Consider the following 21,498-nt stretch of genomic DNA (forward strand, 5'->3'; position numbering starts at 1 on the left):
CCCTGCACAACACTCACCTGTGCAGGAATCTCTGCAATTACACGCACCATATGTCCCTCCATTTTCGAACCTGGAGGGGTTAGTTCTCAATTTCGACAGGGGGGCAGTTTCTCACTTCGGATGACACCGTCGGTCGCGGTCCGCGGCGCTGGTATGTCGAGATACACCCGCAGGCGTTTGGCGGTTTTGTGGACCTCATCGTCCACCCATGGGTGGTGGATGTCTGCACCCATGTCCTGGGGCCTGATTACCAGATCGTGGAAGTCGGCTTCGACGTGCCGTTCCAAGGTGCAAAGTACCAGCCCTGGCACCGTGACTTTCCCTCGCCTGTCGACACCTATCGCGATCGAAAAATCACCTCGCTCGCCTTCAACCTCACCGGCGTCGACGTCACCGAGGATATGGGGCCTTTCGAAGTGGCGCCCGGAACGCAATATGACGACGGCCGCGAATGGAAGCACGAGATGTTTCCGGACAAGTCGCTCTGGAGCCGTTTCCAGGAGCGTGCGACCCGCAAATATCCTCAGCGTGGCGATGTCTCCTGTCGGTCGGCCCTGACGGTCCACCGAGGAACAGAGCACCAATCGCCTATCGCGCGGCCCGTCATGGTCCTCGGCGTCGATGCACCAGGGGCCGGACATGCCGAACTGCATGACATGATGGTCACCCGCGACTGGTATGACGCGTTGCCGGACATTGCGAGAAAACATCTCGTCTGCCGGGTCGTGGATGAGTTGGTGCCGATCAGCCAGAAGCACGATATCGAAGGTCTCGTGATGGGAGCCGATCCGACCTGAAGACAGCCCTCAGCGCGGGTGGATCAACCAGCCCGCCATTTTGGTGTCTCGAACTCTGTGGTAGAATGTCGAGAATACCGGGATGCATTGACGCCCACCACAGAACGACGCCAGGCTATGCTATTACTTCTTTTTTGGAAGAATAGTGCTGACCGGCGTCAGCGTTCCTCGCGTCAGTAATGAAGTTGCGGCAGCGGGGGCTGCCGGCTTGGCAGCCTTTGGCTTGCGAGTTTCCCGATTGCCGCGTTTTTGTCCCTTGGCCATTCCTGTCGCCCTTTGTCAGCCGCATTTGAATTTCTTGCGCAGAAACACAAAGCCCTGCGATCTTTAAAATCCAAAATGGTGCGATGGTTTCGTTAGTTATGTTACATCATATTTCACAATTATATTCGTAAATGAACGCAAAAATCATGCCAATTGACATTTGAAATAGGCAATTTACGTTTTTACTTAGGTAGTTATGATTACAAAAATTAAAAGGGGAAGAGGATATATTATTTTGTTTATTTTAAATTCATGAAAAATACCTTGATATTGAGGTGGATCCGTGTAAGGTTTCACTGCTGCATTTTCTGGCCTCCGTGGCCAGAGGTGCCACCATATGTGAGGTCAATCGGGCTTCACGTGCTGCGCCACCGGTTTTTGCAGCGGGGACCAGCCAGGGCAAATTACCTGCCGTCGCCACGCAACAGGCCCATCCCGGCCCTCGTATCGACAGGCTTTGATATGCCCACCAGCACCACCATCGCCGCGGTGAATCATCGCCGCCGGCATTCGGACAGGCCTTTGCAATTGGCCTCATCTCCCTTGGTTCTACTCGTGGAGCACGAACTCGCTTCGCGTGTGAGCAGTGCCAACGAACTGCTGGATGAAGGCTACGATATTGTCGAAAGTGAAAGTGCCAGCGAGGCTATGAGCATTTTGCGGAGTCGCAGCGACTTCGATGCGATGATTGGTGACATTGACGCGGAGCATGCTCCTGGTGGGCTGGCTCTTGTTCGCTACGCGGTAAATCACCATCCGTCGATGAAGATCCTGGTCCGGTCCGCCTGGCCGGATGCCCAAGCGGAGTCGGGCGAGATCGATACGGATTTTCTGCCGAAGCCATATCCCGCGGGTGACCTCGTCCGGCGCATGCACGGCCTGCTCGGCTATCGGCTTGCGCCGGTACGTGAATAATCCGTCTGCACCGCAAGGTTCTCCGGTGACGTGGAACCCCCTATCGAAATCTAAAACGACGAAGGAAATCCATGATGGTTACAGATGTGAAGCCGATCTACAGCAGTTCAAACGGGGATCGTTGGGTTCTGGTCCACGACATCGAATCCGGCCGATCTTTGGTCAGGCATGAACCGAACCGGTCTTCGGGCGGGAAAGCAGTCGAGATCGATGTTGACGATTTCATTCTGCGCGATGGTGAGAGCCCACAAGGGATCGCGTTGCGAGCATTGCTGGGCAAATAATTCTTCGTTCGGGTAGCCCGAAGAGAAAAATTCAGGACACGGGCATCGGATCGGAAAAATTAATTGCGGGTCTCGATGTGAATTTGATCCATCAATTCGATCATAAAACCTCAATATTGCGATATTTTTGTAGTTCTATTTTTATAATTTATCGCTAGTTCGCCGTTCGATTCAATTCAGAATCGAACATTTTTTCAAAAATGCCGTTAATACATTGATATAAAGTCCCGAAAATATTCGCGATTGATCGTCTAATCTGAACGGAAACAATAGCAGGCGCTAGCCACGGATGGACTAGCGGGCGTTTGCTGGCATGTCATTTTGGATGAGACCGATTTGGGAGGTGCATACGCGTGCTGCCATGGAGCTCGCCATTCATATGCGCTGAAGCCGGCGCTGACAGCGCGACTGGATAGGGAATGAACGCTTTGTTGCATCGGATGTTCGGGCTTCGCGCGCCACCACACCCATGGAGCGCCATCGCACCGGTGCGCGAGGAGCTGTTCGGCGTCGAGCGGCTCGAGCAGCATGCGCAAAGCCTCGCTGCTGCGCAAACGGTCACGAGGCGCCCGCCCGCCGTTCTGCCTCTACAGACACGATTGAACGACAATGCCACTGCACTGCTCAAGGCGTACCGGGCAAGCGCCGCGGATGTGGAAAGCGGCCTTGGTATTGTTCCCGCGGCGGAATGGCTTCTCGACAATTATCATCTAGTCGAGGAGCAGATCCGCGAGATCCGGGATGACCTGCCGCCTGGCTATTATCGGCAACTGCCGAAGCTGGCGAGCGGGCCTTTCGCGGGCTATCCGCGGGTGTTCGGGCTAGCCTGGGCCTTCATAGCGCATACCGACAGCTATTTCGATCCCGAGCTACTGCGCCGGTTCATCCGCGCCTACCAGCAGGTCCAGCCGTTGACGATCGGTGAATTATGGGCCGTCGCGATCACGCTGCGCATTGTCCTCGTAGAGAATCTGCGCCGGCTCGCCGACCAGATCATTGCCGGACGCGAGGAGCGGGCGGATGCCGACGCCCTGGTCGAAAAGCTTCCTGCAATAGGGCAGGCGGCTTCCGAGCTCGATGTCCTGATGGGCCCCTTCGTGCCCCTGTCGGACATCTTTGCCGCGCAACTCGCCAAGCGGCTGCGGGATCAGGATCCCAGGACGACTCCCGCGCTTGGATGGTTCACGGAGCGGCTCCGCCTGCAGGGCACCTCGATCGAGGACGTGGTGCAGCATGCCCAGCAAAGGCTGGGAGCATCCAACGTCACCGTGCGCAATGTGATCACCAGCATGAGGCTGATCTCCGACATCGATTGGGCGGACCTGTTCGAGACCGTGAGTCTCGTCGACGAGCGTCTTGGCTCGGGAAGCGATTTCGCTGCGATGGACTTCCCGACGCGCAATCTCTACCGGAGCGCGATCGAGGAACTCGCTCGCGGCTCGACATTGACGGAACTCGAGATCACCGGGCAGGTGCTGGAGACAGCGCGCCGGGCAGCCGCGGGCGTGGTCGAGCCCGAGGAACGCTGGCGCCTCGCTGATCCCGGCTACCATCTGATCGGGGACGGCCGGCGCGCGCTGGAACGGGCGATCGACTTCAAGCCGCCTCCACGAACGCGGATAAGCCGCTTCGGCCTGCGCCTGGGCATCAGCGGATATGCGGGTGCCATCTTTTCCGTTACCGCCGTGCTGCTCGCCCTGGCGTCATGGGCGCTTGGCCTCTACGGCCTTGATGCCGGCTGGCTTGCCCTGTTCGTCTTGGTGGGGTTCGTGCCGGCGACGGAGGCCGCGATCGCGATGGTCAACCGAGTGGTTGCCTGGTGCTTCGGCGCGACAGCGTTGCCGGGCCTCGAACTCGCCGATGGCGTGCCGCAATCGCTGCGAACACTCGTCGCCGTGCCGACGCTGCTGACCAGCGAGGCCGATCTCCTCGAACAGGTCGAGCGGCTGGAAGTGCATCATCTGGCGGGCTCGAGCGGGGATCTGACTTTCGCCCTCCTCACGGACGGCCTCGACGCGGATCGGCAGACCGTCGAGAGCGATGCGGGACTCATCGCGGTGACGGCGCAGGCGATCGCGCAACTCAATCGACGCTATGGCCCGGGACCGGGAGGCGACCGGTTCCTTCTTCTCCATCGTCGCCGCCTCTTCAACGAAGGCGAGAGCACATGGATGGGATGGGAGCGTAAGCGAGGCAAATTGCACGAGCTCAACAGGCTGCTTCGCGGGGCCTCCGACACCAGCTTCGTGGCCGTGGCAGGGCGCCCCCCCCAGGTGCCGGACGGCGTACGCTTCGTCATTACCCTCGATGCCGATACCAGATTGCCGCGCGATGCCGCGCGCCGTTTGGTCGGCAAGATCGCCCATCCCCTCAACAGACCCAGATTCGACGACGGCGAACGACGAGTCGTGAGCGGCTACGCGATACTCCAGCCGCGTGTCACGCCGGCATTGCCGCTCGACCATGAGGGCTCCATCTATCAAAGGGTGTCGTCGGGCCCGGCCGGCATCGATCCGTACGCGGCGGCGATCTCGGACGTCTACCAGGATCTGTTCGGCGAGGGCACCTACACCGGCAAGGGTATTTACGACGTCGATGCTTTCGAGGCCGCTCTCGCCGGACGCGTGCCGGACAGCACGCTGCTGAGCCATGATCTCTTTGAGGGCGTTTTCGCTCGCGCCGGCCTTGCCTCCGACATCGAGGTCGTCGAGGAGGTCCCGCCGCGATACGACGTCGCCGCAAGACGCCAGCACCGATGGATCCGGGGCGACTGGCAGCTTCTGCCCTGGGTGTTCGGCTCCTCGACCGGGGACCGGGCGATGCCGCCCCTGGGGCGCTGGAAGATGCTGGACAATCTGAGGCGGTCGCTGCTGGCGCCCTTCACGCTGATGGCCTTTGCTCTGTCGTGGCTGTTCCCAATCCCTGCGGCAGCGGTCGGACTTGCGGTCGTGTTCGCGGCCGTTGCGATCCCGGCCTTCCTGCCGGGCGCTTTCTCCATATGGCCGCGCCGCTCGGGACTGCATTTGCGCAATCATCTCGGCATGCTCGATCGTGGCCTGCGCCTCGCGGCTGCCCAGGCGTTCTTTTCGATCGCCTTCCTGCCCGATCAGGCTTGGCGGACGGGAGACGCGATCGCAAGAACCCTTGCGAGGCTGTTCGTCACGCATAAGCATCTTCTGGAGTGGACGACGGCGGCAAGATCGGCTGCAGCACCGCGCCTGAGCGTGGGTGGCTTCTATCGCCGGATGGCGGGCGGTGTGGCGCTTGGCCTGGTTCTGGCGGCACTCGCCGTCACGCTCGCTCCGGCCTCCTGGCTGCTCGTCCTGCCTTTCGCATTGCTCTGGGCCGGAGCGCCGGCACTTGCGTTCCGCATCAGCCGCGCGCCGCCGATCTCGCGCCGGCTTACCATGTCGCAGGCGGAGGCGGCCGATCTGCGCCTCACTGCGCGTCGCACCTGGCGCTATTTCGAGACCTTCGTCACACCGTCCGACAACATGCTGCCGCCCGATAATTTTCAGGAAGAGCCGAAGCCGGTGCTCGCGCGGCGTACGTCACCCACCAATATCGGGCTCTATCTGCTTTCCGCGGTTGCCGCCCGCGATTTCGGCTGGGCCGGGCTTACGCAAACCGTCGAGCGGTTGGAAGCCACACTCGACACCATGCGCAAGCTCGCCTTGTTCAAGGGGCACTTCTTCAACTGGTATGATACGCAGAATCTGCGCATTCTCGAGCCGGCCTATGTCTCGTCGGTCGATAGCGGAAACCTCGCGGGTCACCTGATCGCGCTTGCCAACGCCTGCGAGGAATGGGTGGGCGCCGCACAGGCGCCGGATGTGAGGGCCGGCATGCTGGACGCCTTCACCCTGGCGCGCGAGGCGGCCGACGCCCTGCCCGCCGGAGGAGGAGGGCCCGGGCAACCACTCACCGTCATTCTCGATGAGATCGAGGCCCTGCTCAACAGTCCGAGGGCGATCGAGTCCATCGCTGCGCCGCTCAACAGGCTGGTCGAAAAGGCCACCGATTCGGCCCGCACGGCTATGTCTTTGATGAAGGACAATGGAGAAGGCGGTCCGCCAGACCTGTTGTTCTGGATCGAGGCGATGAGGCAAGGCGTGATCGAGTGGAGCCGTGATCGTCTCGGGATTGCCGATGTGCCGAACCTCCTCGAGGAGCGCCTGCAGGCGATCGCCGACACGGCGCGTGAAATGGCGCTCGCGATGGATTTCGCGTTCCTTCTCGATCCCGACCGGAAACTGCTGTCGATCGGCTATTCGCTTGCCGACAATGGCCTCGACCCAAGTTGTTACGACCTGCTCGCCTCGGAGGCGCGGCTTGCCAGCCTGTTTGCGATCGCCAAGGGTGATGTTCCCACACGGCACTGGTTCCGGCTGGGCCGAACCGCGACTCCGGTGGGAAGCGGTTCGGCATTGATCTCCTGGTCCGGATCAATGTTCGAATATTTAATGCCGTCGCTGGTGGTGCGTGCGCCGGCCGGCAGCCTGCTCGAGCAGACGAGCCGCCTGGTGGTAGGGTACCAGCAGGCGTATGCGCGCTCCCTCGGCATCCCGTGGGGCATATCGGAATCGGCCTACAACGCCCGCGACTTCGAGTTCACCTACCAGTATTCAAACTTCGGCGTGCCGGGCCTGGGTCTCAAGCGCGGCCTCGCGGGACAGGCCGTGATCGCGCCCTACGCGACGGGACTGGCGACCATGATCGACCCCCAGGCGGCGCGCGCGAACTATAGCCGGCTCGCTGCGATGGGCGCCCGTGGCCGCCACGGCTTCTATGAAGCGCTCGACTTCACCCGCTCCCGTCTGCCGGCGGAAGAGAAAGTCGCCATCGTGCGCGCTTTCATGGCCCACCATCAGGGCATGACGATCGTCGCCATCGCCAACACCCTCCAGGAGGGACGGATGCGCGCCCGGTTCCATCGCGAACCGATGATAAAGGCCAGCGAACTCCTGTTGCAGGAACGTATCCCGGACGAGATCGCCATAGCGCAAGCCCGGGCGGAGGAGGTGAATGCGCCGCCTGTCGCAGCCATCGACGAAGTTGCCTCGGCGCGGCGGCTTGCCGCCTCGGCTGCAGGCCCGCCGATGACGCATCTGCTCTCGAACGGTCGCTATGCGGTGATGCTGACCACCACCGGCGCCGGCTACAGCCGCTGGCGCGACATGGCCGTGACGCGATGGCGGGAGGATGCGACCCGCGACGACTGGGGGTCGTTCATTTTCCTCAAAGACGTCCATACCGGAAAGGTCTGGACCGGGGGCGCACAGCCGATAGGGGATGATTCCGGACACGGAGAAGTCATCTTCGGCGAGGACTACGCCCACTTCATCCATCGCGACGGCAGTCTGACCACGACGATGGACGTCCTGGTCTCTTCCGAGGACGATGGCGAAGTCCGTCGCATAGGCCTGACCAACAATGGTCGCCGCCCGCGTGAGATCGAGCTTACCTCCTACGCGGAAATGGTGCTGGCGACGCCCGCCGCCGACAACGCTCACCCGGCCTTTTCCAAGATGTTCGTTCAGACCGAGCATCTTGCCGAGTTTGGCGCACTCGTGGCGACGCGCCGGCCGAGGTCCCCTGACGAGCCACGGCTCTGGGCGGCCCATCTCACGGTGGTCGAGGGTGAGATTGCTGCCGATCCGCAATATGAGACCGATCGGGCCCGCTTCCTCGGCCGCGGCCGCACGATCGTCGACGCGGCGGCTCTCAAGGAGGATCGGCCGCTCTCGAACACGGTCGGCACGGTTCTCGATCCGATCTTCTCGCTCAGGCAGCGCGTGATCGTTCCGCCCGGCAAGGTGGTGCGGGTCGCTTTCTGGACCGTGGTTGCATCGTCGCGGGCCGAGCTTCTGGACATCGTCGACCTGCATCACGATCGCAGCTCGTTCGATCGCGCAAAAACACTGGCGTGGACCCAGGCGCAGGTTCAGCTTCGCCATCTCGGCGTCGCGGCGACGGAGGCGGCCGATTTTCAGCGCCTTGCTGCGCCGATCCTCTACGCCGATCCGCGTTTTCGGGCATCGTCGGAAGCGATCCTGCGCGGGGCTGGACCCCAGTCTGGACTGTGGCCGCTTGGAATCTCCGGCGACCTACCGATCGTCGTGCTGCGCATCGACGATATCGCGGACATCACCCAGGTCGGACAGTTGCTCCGTGCCCATGAGTATTGGCGCATGAAGCGCCTCGCCGTCGATCTCGTCATCGTCAACGAGCATGCCGCCTCGTACATGCAGGATCTACACATCGCGATTGAAATGGCCGTGCGCAGCAGCCAGTCCCGGCCAAGGCTGGGCGATGCCCACGCGAATGGCTCGGTTCATGTGCTGCGGACCGATCTCATGAGTGCCGAGGCCCGGTCCCTGCTGCATGCGGCGGCCCGAGTTGTACTCCACGCCCGTCGCGGGCCAATTGCCGATCAGGTCGGGCGCTTTTGGCCCCAAGCAGCCGTGCCGTCCCATGGCCGGCGGACAAAGGCGACTATACCCCTCGGATTGTCACAGCCAGCAGCACCCGAACTCGAATTCTTCAACGGCCTCGGCGGCTTCGACAGGGACGGGCAGGAATATGTGACCATCCTCCATGGCGGCCGCACCACGCCCGCGCCCTGGATCAATGTGATCGCCAACGCCAGCTTCGGCTTCCAGGTCTCGGTGGACGGAGCGGGCTATAGCTGGGCGGAGAACAGCCGCGAGAACCAGTTGACGCGATGGTCGAACGATCCGGTTGCAGACCCCTCAGGCGAGGCGATCTATGTGCGCGACGAAGTCACCGGCGATCTCTGGAGCCCGACGGCGCAGCCCATCCGTGACGGAGATACCTATGTCGCTCGCCATGGCTTCGGCTACAGCCGCTTTGAACATGAGACGAACGGGATCGCCCTCGCGCTGCTGCAATTCGTGCCGCTTTCCGACCCGGTCAAGATCTCCCGCCTGACATTGCGCAACAATTGCGAGCGGTCGCGCCGATTGTCGGTTACGGCCTATGCGGAATGGGTGCTGGGCATATCGCGCGGCGCTTCCGCGCCGTTCGTCGTGACGGAGATCGATGCGGTCACCGGCGCCATCTTCGCCCGCAACCCCTGGAACGCAGCCTTTCCGGGCCGCATCGCCTTCGCCGATCTCGGCGGGCGTCAGACATCGTGGACAACTGATCGTAGCGAGTTTCTCGGGCGTGGCGGGGAGCCTGGCACGCCGGCCGCACTCATGGACGAGCACGCGCTGTCGGGTGCGGCGGGAGCCGGCCTGGACCCCTGCGCGGCGCTCGCCACGAGCATCGAGCTCGGCGTGGGCGAGACAGTGGAGATCGTGTGGCTGATCGGCCAGTGCAGTTCGGTGGAAGACACGCGCGAACTGATCATGCGCTATCGCAACGCCGATCTCGACGCGGTACTGGCATCGGTGACCGAACATTGGCAGACCCTGCTCGGCTCGATCCAGGTCAGGACGCCGGATCGCACCATGGACCTGATGCTGAACGGCTGGCTGCTCTACCAGGCGCTCGCATGCCGTATCACAGCCCGCTCGGCTTTCTATCAGGCGAGCGGCGCTTACGGCTTCCGCGACCAGCTCCAGGACGGCATGGCGCTATCCTTTGCGGCTCCCGAAGAGACCCGCCGCCATCTCCTACGCGCGGCCTCTCGGCAGTTCGTCGAGGGTGACGTGCAGCATTGGTGGCTACCGCATTCGGGCCAGGGCGTGCGCACGCGCATTTCCGACGACCGTGTGTGGCTTGCCTTCGCCACCGCGACCTATGTCGCTGCTTCCGGCGACGCTGCAGTGCTGGAAGAGACAGTGTCATTCCTGGAGGGGCCGCCGCTCGGCGAGGGCGAGCATGACGCCTTCTTCCAGCCCTCGATCGCCGACGAGCAAGAGACGCTGTTCGAGCATTGCGCTCGGGGCCTTGACCAGTGCCTCGAACTTACGGGCGAGCACGGCCTGCCGCTGATGGGAACCGGCGACTGGAACGATGGCATGAACCGGATCGGCGAAGGCGGCCGGGGCGAGAGCGTGTGGCTCGGCTGGCTGCTGGTGCGTGCGATCGCGCTTTTTGCTCCTTTTGCCGACAGTCGCGATCCGGCCCGTGCCGCACGTTGGCGGGCGCATGCCGCCTCCGTCCAAGCCGCGATCGAGCGAGACGCCTGGGATGGCGAATGGTATCGCCGGGCGACGTTCGATGATGGAACGTGGCTCGGCTCGAAGGAGAGCGAGGAATGCCGGATCGATTCCATCGCCCAGTCCTGGGCGGTGCTGTCGGGTGCTGCAGACCCCGCGCGCGCCGTGCAGGCGATGGCCGCCCTCAATAGACACCTGATCCGCCGGGAGGATGGTCTGGCGCTGCTCTTCACACCGCCTTTCGACACGACCTCCCGCGATCCCGGCTACATAAAGGGCTATCCGCCGGGCTTACGCGAGAACGGCGGACAATACAGCCATGCCGCCATGTGGGCTATCATGGCCTTTGCAAAGCAGGGGGACGGCACAGCGGCTGCCGATCTGTTTTCGCTCCTCAATCCGATCAACCACGCCCGAACGCCTGAGGAGGTCGAGCGCTACAAGGTCGAGCCTTATGTCATCGCCGCCGACGTCTATTCCGTTCCGCCCCATGTGGGACGAGGGGGGTGGACGTGGTATACGGGCTCAGCCGCATGGATGTATCGCGCGGGCGTGGAAAGCATCCTGGGCATTCGCCGCGAGGGTGCCTACCTTGTTATCGATCCCTGCATCCCCGCTGCCTGGCCGGGCTTCGAAGCCACGGTCAAGATTGCCGCCACCCAATACACCATCCGTGTCGAAAGCCCATCCGATACGGGTTGCAACGTTGTTGTTGCGGCTGTCCTCGACGGGGCACCTCTCGGATGCGTCAAAGGCTACGCCCGTGTCCCCCTGGACGGAGGAATGCACGATTTGCGGATCAGTCTCGGTGGAAAGGTTATTCATGGGGCATGACCGTTCGTCTGCCTCTCCGATTCTGAGTTTGTGGAAGTGTTCGTCGGCATTGCCGCAACGTGCGCGATCTCTTCGAACAGGTGCCGGCCAAGCCACGGCCAATCGAGTTCATCGACGTGCTCGGCCGAAAGCCAGACCGGCAATGCAGGCCGGCTTCGAGGCCACTATAAACGCACTGTTGCTGAAAGACTTTCCGCTGAAAACCCATAGAGGCCTGCGGAGCAGGATGGAGAAGGACAAGGCGGAGGAGGGCGCTGTAACAGGCCTGCCGATCTGGAAGGTTCCTCGAACAGCTGTTGTTCGGAAACGTCTCAGTCGGCCGCTTTGCGCAGCGGATAATTATTATGGTCGTAGAGAGACTGGATCTCGGCGCCGGTGTAATCGCCATCATCGGTTTCGATCATGAGCGTTCGCAGTTCTGCCAGCGACTTCTCGACCGCGAACTGAACGGCAAGTGCGAGGCTTTCGAACCGACGATATTTCTGGGGTGCCCTGCCTCGCATTGAACGAAAGGCCCCGGGTATCTGCACATATACCGCTGCGGGCGTCGTGAAATCCAATGTCGTCATTTCGGCAATCTTCTCGTAAATTACCATAGCAAAAAGGCCGGGCGAACCCGGCCTTCTCATCGCGCATCAATGGCCAGTGCCAGTACATCCGTGGTCAAAGACCAGACGCGCCATATTCTCACGCAGCCTGAAGGTTCTCAGCTGCACTTTTTCCATTGCGCCGATCCGTCACGACATCAAACGAGAGCTTCTGACCCTCTACGATGGTGTGCATTCCCGCCCGTTCGACGGCAGAAATGTGAACGAACACATCGGAGCCTCCAGCATCGAGCTGGATGAAGCCAAAGCCCTTGGTCGTGTTGAAGAACTTTACGGTTCCGGTATTCATAACGATTTCCTTTCAATCGTTCATAATAAATAACCCACCGTGCAAAGCCCCGGCGAGTAAGTTTTGATCGATTTTTGGAGAGGAAAATCGTCGGCGCTAGTAGCGCAGAAAAAGATCGGCAACAAGATCGATGAAAATTACCATAAACTTTAAATATGATTATGGCAAGTCAGATAAATATTTTTAGAAATTTCTTCGGAAAGATCCCAGAAATTCCCGGAATTAACATCTCGTATTCCAGAAAATACGAGATGTTCACTTGTCGATCTTAACGACGGATAATCCACTCGGCAATGTGTCCCCGTCGCGAAGCTCAGCAAGTATCTGCGTCACGTCCTCCCGGAAGGACTCCCACATGGGCTCGCCCTCAAACCCTACCAATTCCTCATGTCCCTCCATGCGGCACATCAGGCGGCAAATGCGCTCCACCGGGCCGGAGAGGTTTTGGGACATCGTTCTTTCCTTTCAGTGTGTCTGTTACCGGTGAGCGGAAAGGCCCCTGCCTGCCTACCGTTCCGCATTCCCCCGATCGGCAAAGGGAGGCGTTTGCACAAGTGTCGCTATGAGTCGCAGCAAAGCCCTATGCTCTGGACCGTCTGCGCCAGCTCTGAGGAAGTCGCGCAAGGCGATAAAGGAAATGGCGGAGCCGGAAGGACCATTCGCTTGATGAATGATGATGGCCATCCCGTCCGAAGGATCGCGACCGAGGTACCAGACATCATCGCCAGGGCTTCTGTAAAGCTCACGTCGTTCTTCCATCTCAGTTCTCCTGTTTTGCGGTAGCCGGCAATGAGTTGGGTCAGCTTCAGGCAAAATGAGAGGGCCCGGGTGAGAGCTCCACGTCGCAGCCGTTCCCCGCCGCGCCGCTGGCTTCCTCAGTACCTGTCATCATGACAATGTGATTGTCTCACTTTCATTTGGACAATGGTGCGAACGTTGGCTGGGGTGACATCCAAGCAAAGGGACAAAGGTCATCATCCAGCTACGGACCACCCCCTGCAGTCTATTGACAGGATCTTTCAAAATCACATTCGTCTTGCACGCCGACAAGAACGTCCGCGCTCCCAGGAAAGCGAAGTCTTCGATAGGTCAGTGTTTTTGAGACTCGATATTACTCGTCTCTACGGCTTTCGAGCCAGGGAAGCTCCTTTTCGTTTCTAGCCGATCAACGCTGGGATCTTGCCAGTTCGCTACGGCGCATGGGCGATGGCTTCCCGTAGCCTTTGAATGAGTTCTTCATGCCCTATGGCTACGGATACTGTCGTTTGATCACCCAGATATATCATCGACCCCTCCTTGAGAGGTTCGATTTTCAAAATCTGGGATACGTTCACAGTAACCGGTGTTGCGTCGCGGCCTGTCTTTGTGAGTGTCATGAGGATTGGTTTCATCTGCCCCCTCGGATTATGAATGTGGCCCCTGACGAGCAACATAACAAGGCGTGAAGGGTACGCTAAACAAGGAGGACCTTGAAGCTCTGCAGACAGCATTCCCTCATAAGCAAACAGGTGTTGCCCCGGTCTTGGTTTCTCACTCTGAAATCTCTGTTTTCCGTCCGCTGCCCGCTGCTGCGCTCCAACAGCATTGCACCTTATGGGGACGAGCGAATTAGACGGGCTCGCTGGACCCGTCGAGATCCGGGGGATGTCTTTTGGAGCCTGGTTCGCGTAGGCGGTGTCCCGTCGGTATTTGTACCGCCGGCGGTCTCTTCACCGTCGCCTTCGCTGTCATGCCTTTGTATTTCTTGCGAAACGTTGGAGCGCTTCTTGTAATATGAACTTGAAGCGACAGCAAAATCGCTGTTCTTCGGTTGATTTTTTTGTGCAGACTTATCATTTTTATTTTTCATATTATCCAATCCAATCATCAAGTTTAGATCTTAATCCTTATTTGTTGGATTTAATATGAATAAATATTTATTTTGTCTAAGTAATTCTAATTGCTCTTGTTTGTCCCGTGCTCATTCATCGAGGGCAATTCCAACTGAGGCCCGCGCACATAAACGACGTCGATGCCTACTTCTTGGGCCAAATTCGTTGCGGCTTTGACTGCATCGCCGCGGGTATGAAACGGCCCAATGGGGTCGGAGGGAACAACATCCTCCGAGTATGTGGCGCTGTTTACAACCCAAACGGGGCCGGTCAATTCAATCAGGACCCAATGGCTTTCCGTCGGAGGGCTTTCGTCTTCGCGAAGAAATCGAACCGTGGTCATCGCCGTTCCCTTACCAAACCTCATAGGGTGAGAACACTATGGCACTCGCAAGGTTCCAGTTCGAGGTTGCCACACTCGCATGTGACGACGGTCTTTATCTGTAGGATCGCAGCGAAGTTGAGCTTTCACCGCGCGAAAACCCGGTACCCGGTTCCTACCACGCTGATCGCGTCAGACCCGCCGTAGATGCCCCCTGGTCGCTTCTAAATGTGGGTCGGCATTGTAGCGGGACCCCAGCCATACTCGGTATATCAATGAGTTAGAAAGCAGATCGGCATCGTAGGCGCGAGCCGAGCCACAAACGCTGAAAGGTTCAAAATAGAAGGCTTCCACTTGCTGGGAAGCGCTTCGCCGGTGCGGTTTTTGTCGGTGGCGTCGATATTCCAATCCGTATTCCAATGGTGTTTGTGCTGGAGCGGCGCATCATAGGTTTTGACGGTTCTGTCAGCTCGACCATTTAGCCCGATGCTCGCGGCTGCCGGATCAGCCAGGGCCGGCGCGTACCTGGGCGAAGCCTTGGCGCTACGAGGGGTATCGCGGGATCCATCCGATTTCGGTCTTCCTGTTCGAGCCGGCTCGGATTTCAGTCATCATCTTGACCAGTTGGTCGCCGACAACGAACTTGGCGATCCATGCCGGGATGTGCATTGGTGGCTTGGCGCCAAGCAACTCTGCCAGCGCCGGAAGCCACTCGCGGACCGGTGCTGGCTCATCGTCGACGACGTTGTAGATGCCAGGCGAGCCGCGGTCGACCGCCAGAGCTGTGGCTTCTGCCGCGTCGTCGATATGCAGGAATGACCACCATGCCATGCCGTTGCCGATGATCGGCATGCGGCGCTTGCGGATCTGCTCGATCAGGCTCGAATACGCCGCTCTCGGGACCGTAGAAAGCGCCATAGCGCAGGACGACCCCCTCCACGTCCCTCGACGTGGTGACGCGACGCTCCATATAGGTCAGCGCGTCGAGGGTGGGCTGCATCTGGTGGAGCCGGAACCGAAGTTCCGTCGTGCCATCGATGCTTTCTTTCTCTTTATCGAGCAGCAGCCGGAGGCTGAGCGGGTTTTGCTGTCGACGCCGACCGACAATTTAGTGGCGGCTGAACTGTCACGTGCGGTGCAGGTCGGGGCTTCCGCGAGACTGGTAGTTCTGCTTGCCACATTTATGCGGGGCGATGCTTCGCCCCGCGTGCAGGCTGCGACGGAGTTTCTCAAGCATGGTCTCCACGCGCTCGGCTTGTGGTGGTTCGACCATCCCGATGTCGCGCGTGCAGAACTCGTCGACGTCGTCATGCGCATCGCCTGGCTTGGGCTCCAAACCGATGATGCTCGAGGAGAGCCGTCGTAAACGGTGTCCACATATCGACCCGACGGGGGGTGCCCGATGAGAGATCTGGCTTTGCAGGCCGCGGGAGCGTTGGCCATCATGTTTGCGATGATGCACGGGGTCATTGGCGAATGGCAGCTGTTTCCCAAAGCGATCATCGAGACAAAGAGGGTGCGCGCGCTGCTCAGGATGGTCTGGCAGGCAAGCACGATTGACTGGATTGCAATTGGGGCGCTACTGATCGCGGCCCCTGCATTAGGTTCGGAGAATGCCCGCCGATGTCATTGGAGCCGCGGTGATCGTCTATGGCTACGCGGCTGTCGGCAACGCCATAGCCAGCCGAGGCAGGCATTTGGGTTGGGTCTTAATGAGCCTTGTGGTGATCTTTTCCCTGGCGGGACTTTGAAAAGACACGAGATCGAGTTTGAAGAATATGCCGTGGACCGAGATGGGTGCGCATCGCCGTCCCGTCCAGAAACAGCGGGCGCAGGGGCGATGGCAACCAGATCGGCGGTGTAGAGGCGGTTCAGTATGGCACTGCGGTTTGCCACTCCTCCACGATGTCCGATAATCTCGTCAATGCATCAGGATTTCGCCGCCCCCGCCGATCCTCGCTCGATGAGAGTGGCTGAAAACCGTGCATCTTCTGCTTTCTCCTTGCTGGAAAACATATGTTGCAGCTTGGAAACACTGGCTCGGCCCATGTCGCCGGCCGGCATGCGCATGGTCGTCAGCGATGGGCGCACGAACTTGCTGGTGACGTAATCGTCAAAGCCCATGACGGATATGTCGCCGGGAACGCCAAGGCCGCAATCGGCGAGCGCCGCCAAGGCACCGAGAGCATGGCGGTCCGTGGAGGCAAGGAGGGCGGTGGCGTTCAATCCGGCTGCATAGGCTTCACGAACACAGCGATAGCTATCGGCTTCATCGAGGAGGTCCTCAAAGACCCGGGCCTGATGATGTTCGGCCCTGCTGCGCAGAAACTCCAGCATGCCCGCTTCCCTGTCCTTGAAGTCGTGCCAGCCTGCATGACCCGTCAGATAGGCGAACCGGCGATGTCCCAGGCTCCAAAGATACTCGGTTGCTTCGTAGCCGGCGCGGCGGTTATCGACGGTGATGATCGGAAATCCTGTATTGGCCTGCTGACCGATCAGCACGAAGGGGACGCCGGCGGCTTCAGGCGTACGGCCGGGCATGTGGTCTGCGGCGCCCGCACACACGATGATGCCATCGACCTGGCGAGCAAGCAGTTCGTCGATCACCGTCTCGCGTCTTTCCTCATCGCTGTTGGTGAGGCTGAGCAGCATGCAAAGCCCATGTTCACGTGCCATTGCATCAATGCCTTCGACCATGGCCGCGTAATAGGGATTCACCAACAATGGTGCGACCACCCCGATGCTGTCGCTTCGCGCCCGGGCGAGGCTGCGGGCCAGTGCGTTGGGCACAAAACCAAGCGCCCGTGCCGTCTCCTGAACTTTTTCGCGCGTTGCCGCGGCGACCGGGTAATTTGTCGAAGCCAGAACGCGCGATGCCGTGGCGACTGAAACGCCGGCCGCTCTGGCGACATCTCGGATGTTTTTCGTGCCGGTGGTATTGCCGCCCAATCTGAGGCTCCTCGTCTTGTCATCGCGATGATTGACCGCATCGCTTTGACAGAATATGCATATAGTAACCGGTTACTGCAAAGGCCCAAGGCATGGAAGCGCGTGTTTTCGACCAGTCCGAAGGCCCGTCGGCCATCAAACAGGTTTTGTCTTCGCCGCTTTACCGTGGCGCGACCGTGGCGATGTTCCTTTCCGGCCTCGCAACGTCGGCGGCGGCTCCCCAGATCGTGCTGTTCCTGGTGAAGGAATTGCGCATCTCCCTGCCGGTCGCTGGTCTGTTCTATCTGACCAGTCTGGTGGCACCCATTGCCGGTTATGTCGTCGGTAGCTACTCCGACCGGACCGGCAACCGCCTCGGTCTGTTCCGGATCTGCGCAATCCTGGGCTTCCTAGGCTGGGCCGGCATCGCAATCTCAACTGCGGCGTGGATGCCGTTCGTGATGAGCGCTTTCTTCCTGGCGTTCTCCGTGGCAGCCGCTTCACAGGTGTTCGCGGCCCTTCATGATGATTTGGGCCGGGGGGGAGGGCGAGCCAATGAGAGCGTTGTCGCCATCGTCCGCATGGCCCTTACTGCAGGCTGGGTTCTGGGACCGGTGGCCGGGACATGGCTTGCTGCCGAAGCGGGTTACCGCACCATGTTGTGGGCAACGGCACTGTGTTTCCTGTTGCAGATCGTACCGCTGGGTACCCTGAACGTTTCAGTGCCGCCAAGGCAAAGCACGCCAGCACTGCCCGCCGGGAGCGGTCAAGTCGCATCGTGGCGGTCAATGCTGCCTTTGCTGGTCTTCACCGGCTTTTTCATTCTCGTCTACGGTGGGGAATCAATCAAATACGGTTTCCTGCCGCTCTATATGGAAGAAACACTCAGGCTGGATGCCGGAACCCGCGGCGCTGTCATCGGTATTCAGCCTTTCGTGGAACTGCTGATTATGCCCTTCAGCGTCGTTCTTGGCCGCAGGATCGGGTATCTCTGGCTGATGTCACTGGCCGCAGCACTTGGCGTTGCGGCCAATATCTGCTTTGCTGTCTGGAGCACGGCAGCCGGAATGTTTGCTGGCCAGATTCTCATGGGCGGCGTGTGGGGCGTGTTCGCGGCACTTGGCATCATCGTTGCCCAACGGCTCCTCCCACAAGCGGTCGCCACAGCATCAGCCATCTTCATGAGTTCGGCGGCACTCAGCACAGCTCTTGGAGGCGCGACCGGCGGGCTTGGAGTCGCCTTGGTCGGACTGCCGAATGTGTTCTTCTTTCCCGCCGCTTTCTCCGCCGTTGCCGTCATCGGATTGGCTGCGATGGCCCGCTCCTCTGAGTTGAAATAGTTTTGCTCGAGCGCTGCGCGTCAACCGATCACCTCAGCCGGTTCTGTCAGAGCAAACCATCGTCCGGCATCACGACAGGGACCTTGCCTGCCGGATTCCAGGTAGCGATTACTTGGAGCACACGATCGTGCCGTCGCCGGCGGGCCTCTTGCAGTGTTGTTCTCCGCGTCGCCGATCAGGTCCGTGAACAGCTGAGAATCTACCTTGTTCATGGCTTTTACCCGCCGCCCATTTCGGTAGCATGGTTCGCCGCAGACGGTGCCGCGATCAGCGCAGCGCACGGGTCCGCTCGAGATCGACATAAGAGGTTGACAGGGCAGTCGAGTTGATAACAGTCTGTATATGTTAAATATTAAATTCTAATGAGATCGATCTCATTAGGGAGGGAAACGTGAAAGCCATGAATTATCTCGCCGGCTTTGCAATGACCGGCGTTGCCTTGGCCATGGGTGCGGTTGCTCCAGCCTCGGCCAAGGACGTCAGATCGGTGGGTATATCGGTGGGATCGCTCGGCAATCCCGGCTTCGTGATCATCGCCAACACGGCGACCCAGATCATCAAGAAGGCCTATCCCAAAGCACAAGTGACCACCGTCGGCTACGACTACGACCTCGGCAAGCAGGTCAACCAGATCGATAATTTCATCGCTGCCGGTGCCGACTTCATCCTGCTCAATCCCGGCGATCCCAACGCGATCACCCCGGCCATCAAGAAGGCGCAGGCGGCCGGTATTCCCGTCGTCGCCTTCGATACGGCCGCCGAGGGAGCCGATGCCGTAGTAATGACCGACAATATCATGGCTGGCAGTGTTTCCTGCCAGTATATCGCCGACAAGCTCAAGGGCGCCGGCAATGTCGTCATCCAGAACGGACCGCAGGTTTCTTCGGTGATCGACCGTGTGGTGGGCTGCAAGCAGGTCCTGGCCAAATATCCCGACATCAAGATCCTGTCGGACGACCAGGACGGCAAGGGATCGCGCGACGGCGGCATGGCGGTGGCGCAGGGCTATCTGACCCGCTTCCCCAAAATCGATGCGATCTTCACCATCAACGATCCGCAGGCTATCGGCACGGCGCTCGCGGCCAAGCAGGCAGGTCGCAGCGAGTTCTTCATCACGTCCGTCGACGGCTCGCCCGACATCGAGTCCGCCTTGAAGGATCCGGCCCTGGACATGATCAAGGCCTCGGCCAGCCAGGATTTCTATGCCATTCCCAAGGTCTCGGCGCAGACGGCAATGGACCTGGTCAACGGCAAGAAGCCCGAGAAGCCCATTATTCTGATTCCCTCCGCCCTGGTTACCCGCGAAAATGTCGGCGACTACAAGGGATGGAATACTAAGCACGATGACTGACACCATCGTCTGGCTCAAGATGGCCTCCTCCTGCCCGAGGAGGCCATTTCAATCCTGAAAGTACAGGCCCATGCTCCCGCTCAATACTTCGACACTTGCCTCATTCGGCCCGACCGTGACCAGGCCGATCTACGACCGGAGCCGGCTGCGGGCCGGGATCGTGCATTTCGGGGTCGGCAATTTCCATCGGGTGCACCAGGCAATCGCCATCGATGCCTGCCTCCATCATCCCGGACATGAGGATTGGGCGATCTGCGGCGTAGGCCTGACGGATGGTGCCGCTGCCCGCACCAAGGCCGATGCCTATCGCCGGCAGAACAATCTCTACACGGTGACGCAACTCACCTCGTCGATGCCGAAGCAAACGCAGGTCGTCGGGGCGATGATCGACTATCTGCATGCTCCGGCGGATCCGGAAGCTGTGCTCGCCCGCCTCGCTGATTCCGCGACCCGCATCGTCTCGCTCACCATCACCGAAGGCGGCTACAATATCGACGAAGCCAGCGGCGCTTTCCGTCTCGATACCCCCGACATCCGCCACGATCTGGCGGGCGGACCGCCCCGGACAGTGTTCGGCTATATCGTGGCTGCGCTGGCGCGCCGGCGCCAAGCCGGGCTGCCGCCCTTCACGGTGATGTCCTGCGACAATCTCCCACGCAATGGCGACACCTCGCGTCTGGCCGTGATCGGTTTTGCCCGCGCTCTCGATCCCGGTCTTGCCGATTGGATCGAGGCGAATGGTGCCTTCCCCAACTCGATGGTCGACCGCATCGCACCGCAGGTGCCGGAAGACGAGTGCCGACGCATCACCACCGGTATCGGCGTCGACGATCTCGTCGCCGCCACCTGTGAACCCTATACGAGCTGGGTGGTGGAGGATCGTTTCTGCGCCGGGCGGCCGCAGCTCGAACTGGCCGGGGTGGTGTTCAGCGGTGAGGTGCCGGCCTATGTCGCGGTGAAGGGGAGGCTCTCCAACGCCGCCCATATGCTGATGTGCTATCCATCCTTGCTGATGGGTGCCCGCCTGGTCGACGAAGGCATGCGCTACCCCGACATTCCCCGCCTTCTCCACGCCTTCTGGGAGCGAGACGTCCGGCGCCTGGTCGAACCGCCCGCCGGCTATTCGACGAAAGACTTCACCGACAAGGTGATCGAACGTTTCGCCAATCCCGCGATCAAGGACCAGCTCCTCAGGGTGGCCGGCGACGGCGCCTCCAAAATCGTGGTCTTCCACGGCAAGACGATCGGCCAGTTGCTTGCCGGCGGTGGCGAGCTCGACCGCGAGGCCTTCCTGCTTGCCTGCTTTGCCCGCTATCTAGGCGGCGTGGATGATCAGGGCGTTGCCTTCGAGATTTTCGAACCGCGCATCGGCACAGCCGATTGGCAGAGGCTGAAGGGTGGCGATCCCTTGGCCGTGCTCGACATCGAGGCTTTTGCCAGCCTGGGTCTTCGCCGAAGCTCGGCCTTCGTTGCGGCCTATCTCAAATCCCTAGGGGCTCTGGCAGAGCAGGGCGCTGCAGCAACATTGGTGCAACTGCTGAGATCACGGCATTGAGTTGGGGGCAG

Annotated in this window: 15 protein-coding genes; 9 read left to right on the forward strand and 6 right to left on the reverse strand. The window is 60.3% G+C overall.

The genetic code is table 11. The features are described 5' to 3' along the window. Positions 1 to 188: 188 nt before the first annotated feature. The 4 genes from ACZYTC_RS31300 (at position 189) to ACZYTC_RS31315 (ending at position 11,223) form a co-directional block, all read left to right on the forward strand. Positions 189 to 797: a phytanoyl-CoA dioxygenase family protein gene (locus tag ACZYTC_RS31300; protein WP_488991405.1), complete on the forward strand. Its 609-nt coding sequence runs from the start codon at positions 189 to 191 to the stop codon at positions 795 to 797. Positions 798 to 1,523: 726 nt separating this feature from the next. Then, complete coding sequence (locus ACZYTC_RS31305; protein ID WP_434960442.1) at positions 1,524 to 1,976, forward strand: DNA-binding transcriptional response regulator; 453 nt, start codon at positions 1,524 to 1,526, stop codon at positions 1,974 to 1,976. A gap of 71 nt (positions 1,977 to 2,047) precedes the next feature. Next, positions 2,048 to 2,260, forward strand: coding sequence for a hypothetical protein (locus ACZYTC_RS31310; RefSeq protein ID WP_481271490.1), 213 nt, complete (start codon positions 2,048 to 2,050; stop codon positions 2,258 to 2,260). Positions 2,261 to 2,679: 419 nt separating this feature from the next. Further along, entirely contained in the window at positions 2,680 to 11,223 is an 8,544-nt protein-coding gene (locus ACZYTC_RS31315; RefSeq protein WP_488991406.1) for a GH36-type glycosyl hydrolase domain-containing protein, read from the forward strand. Positions 11,224 to 11,534: 311 nt separating this feature from the next. On the opposite strand, the gene ACZYTC_RS31320 is transcribed toward ACZYTC_RS31315, so the two are convergent. From ACZYTC_RS31320 to ACZYTC_RS31340, 5 genes are all read right to left on the reverse strand, one after another. Beyond that, a complete protein-coding gene (locus ACZYTC_RS31320) occupies positions 11,535 to 11,792 on the reverse strand; it encodes a hypothetical protein (protein WP_441770541.1) in 258 nt (85 codons plus the stop codon). A 118-nt stretch (positions 11,793 to 11,910) separates the two neighbouring features. Further along, on the reverse strand, positions 11,911 to 12,120 hold the full coding sequence (locus ACZYTC_RS31325; protein ID WP_434960445.1) for a cold-shock protein: 210 nt from the start codon (positions 12,118 to 12,120) through the stop codon (positions 11,911 to 11,913). Positions 12,121 to 12,375: 255 nt separating this feature from the next. Then, positions 12,376 to 12,573, reverse strand: a complete 198-nt coding sequence (locus ACZYTC_RS31330) for a hypothetical protein (RefSeq protein WP_434960446.1) — start codon at positions 12,571 to 12,573, stop codon at positions 12,376 to 12,378. 1,482 nt (positions 12,574 to 14,055) lie between these two features. Further along, positions 14,056 to 14,334 carry a hypothetical protein gene (locus tag ACZYTC_RS31335; protein WP_488991407.1) on the reverse strand — a complete coding sequence of 93 codons (279 nt, stop codon included), beginning with the start codon at positions 14,332 to 14,334 and terminating at the stop codon, positions 14,056 to 14,058. A 522-nt stretch (positions 14,335 to 14,856) separates the two neighbouring features. Next, positions 14,857 to 15,165 (reverse strand): NAD-dependent epimerase/dehydratase family protein, encoded by a 309-nt coding sequence (locus tag ACZYTC_RS31340; RefSeq protein WP_488991408.1) that lies wholly within the window; start codon positions 15,163 to 15,165, stop codon positions 14,857 to 14,859. On the opposite strand from ACZYTC_RS31340, the gene ACZYTC_RS31345 reads away from it, so the two are divergent. Together ACZYTC_RS31345 and ACZYTC_RS31350 are read left to right on the forward strand one after the other, a co-directional pair. Further along, positions 15,143 to 15,679, forward strand: a complete 537-nt coding sequence (locus ACZYTC_RS31345; protein ID WP_488991409.1) for a hypothetical protein — start codon at positions 15,143 to 15,145, stop codon at positions 15,677 to 15,679. The two genes, ACZYTC_RS31340 and ACZYTC_RS31345, sit on opposite strands and share 23 nt — an antisense overlap. 36 nt (positions 15,680 to 15,715) lie before the next feature. After that, a complete protein-coding gene (locus ACZYTC_RS31350) occupies positions 15,716 to 16,177 on the forward strand; it encodes a hypothetical protein (protein WP_488991410.1) in 462 nt (153 codons plus the stop codon). A 65-nt stretch (positions 16,178 to 16,242) separates the two neighbouring features. On the opposite strand, the gene ACZYTC_RS31355 is transcribed toward ACZYTC_RS31350, so the two are convergent. Continuing rightward, positions 16,243 to 17,262, reverse strand: coding sequence for a LacI family DNA-binding transcriptional regulator (locus ACZYTC_RS31355; protein WP_434960451.1), 1,020 nt, complete (start codon positions 17,260 to 17,262; stop codon positions 16,243 to 16,245). Positions 17,263 to 17,354: 92 nt separating this feature from the next. Between ACZYTC_RS31355 and ACZYTC_RS31360 the strand changes: the two genes are divergently transcribed. From ACZYTC_RS31360 to ACZYTC_RS31370, 3 genes are all read left to right on the forward strand, one after another. Next, a complete protein-coding gene (locus ACZYTC_RS31360) occupies positions 17,355 to 18,581 on the forward strand; it encodes an MFS transporter (RefSeq protein WP_488991411.1) in 1,227 nt (408 codons plus the stop codon). Positions 18,582 to 18,981: 400 nt separating this feature from the next. Further along, positions 18,982 to 19,932 (forward strand): ABC transporter substrate-binding protein, encoded by a 951-nt coding sequence (locus ACZYTC_RS31365; protein ID WP_441770823.1) that lies wholly within the window; start codon positions 18,982 to 18,984, stop codon positions 19,930 to 19,932. A gap of 70 nt (positions 19,933 to 20,002) precedes the next feature. After that, entirely contained in the window at positions 20,003 to 21,487 is a 1,485-nt protein-coding gene (locus tag ACZYTC_RS31370) for a mannitol dehydrogenase family protein (RefSeq protein ID WP_488991412.1), read from the forward strand. The last annotated feature ends 11 nt before the right edge of the window (positions 21,488 to 21,498 follow it).

This window comes from Labrys sp. F242 (genome assembly GCF_057813875.1).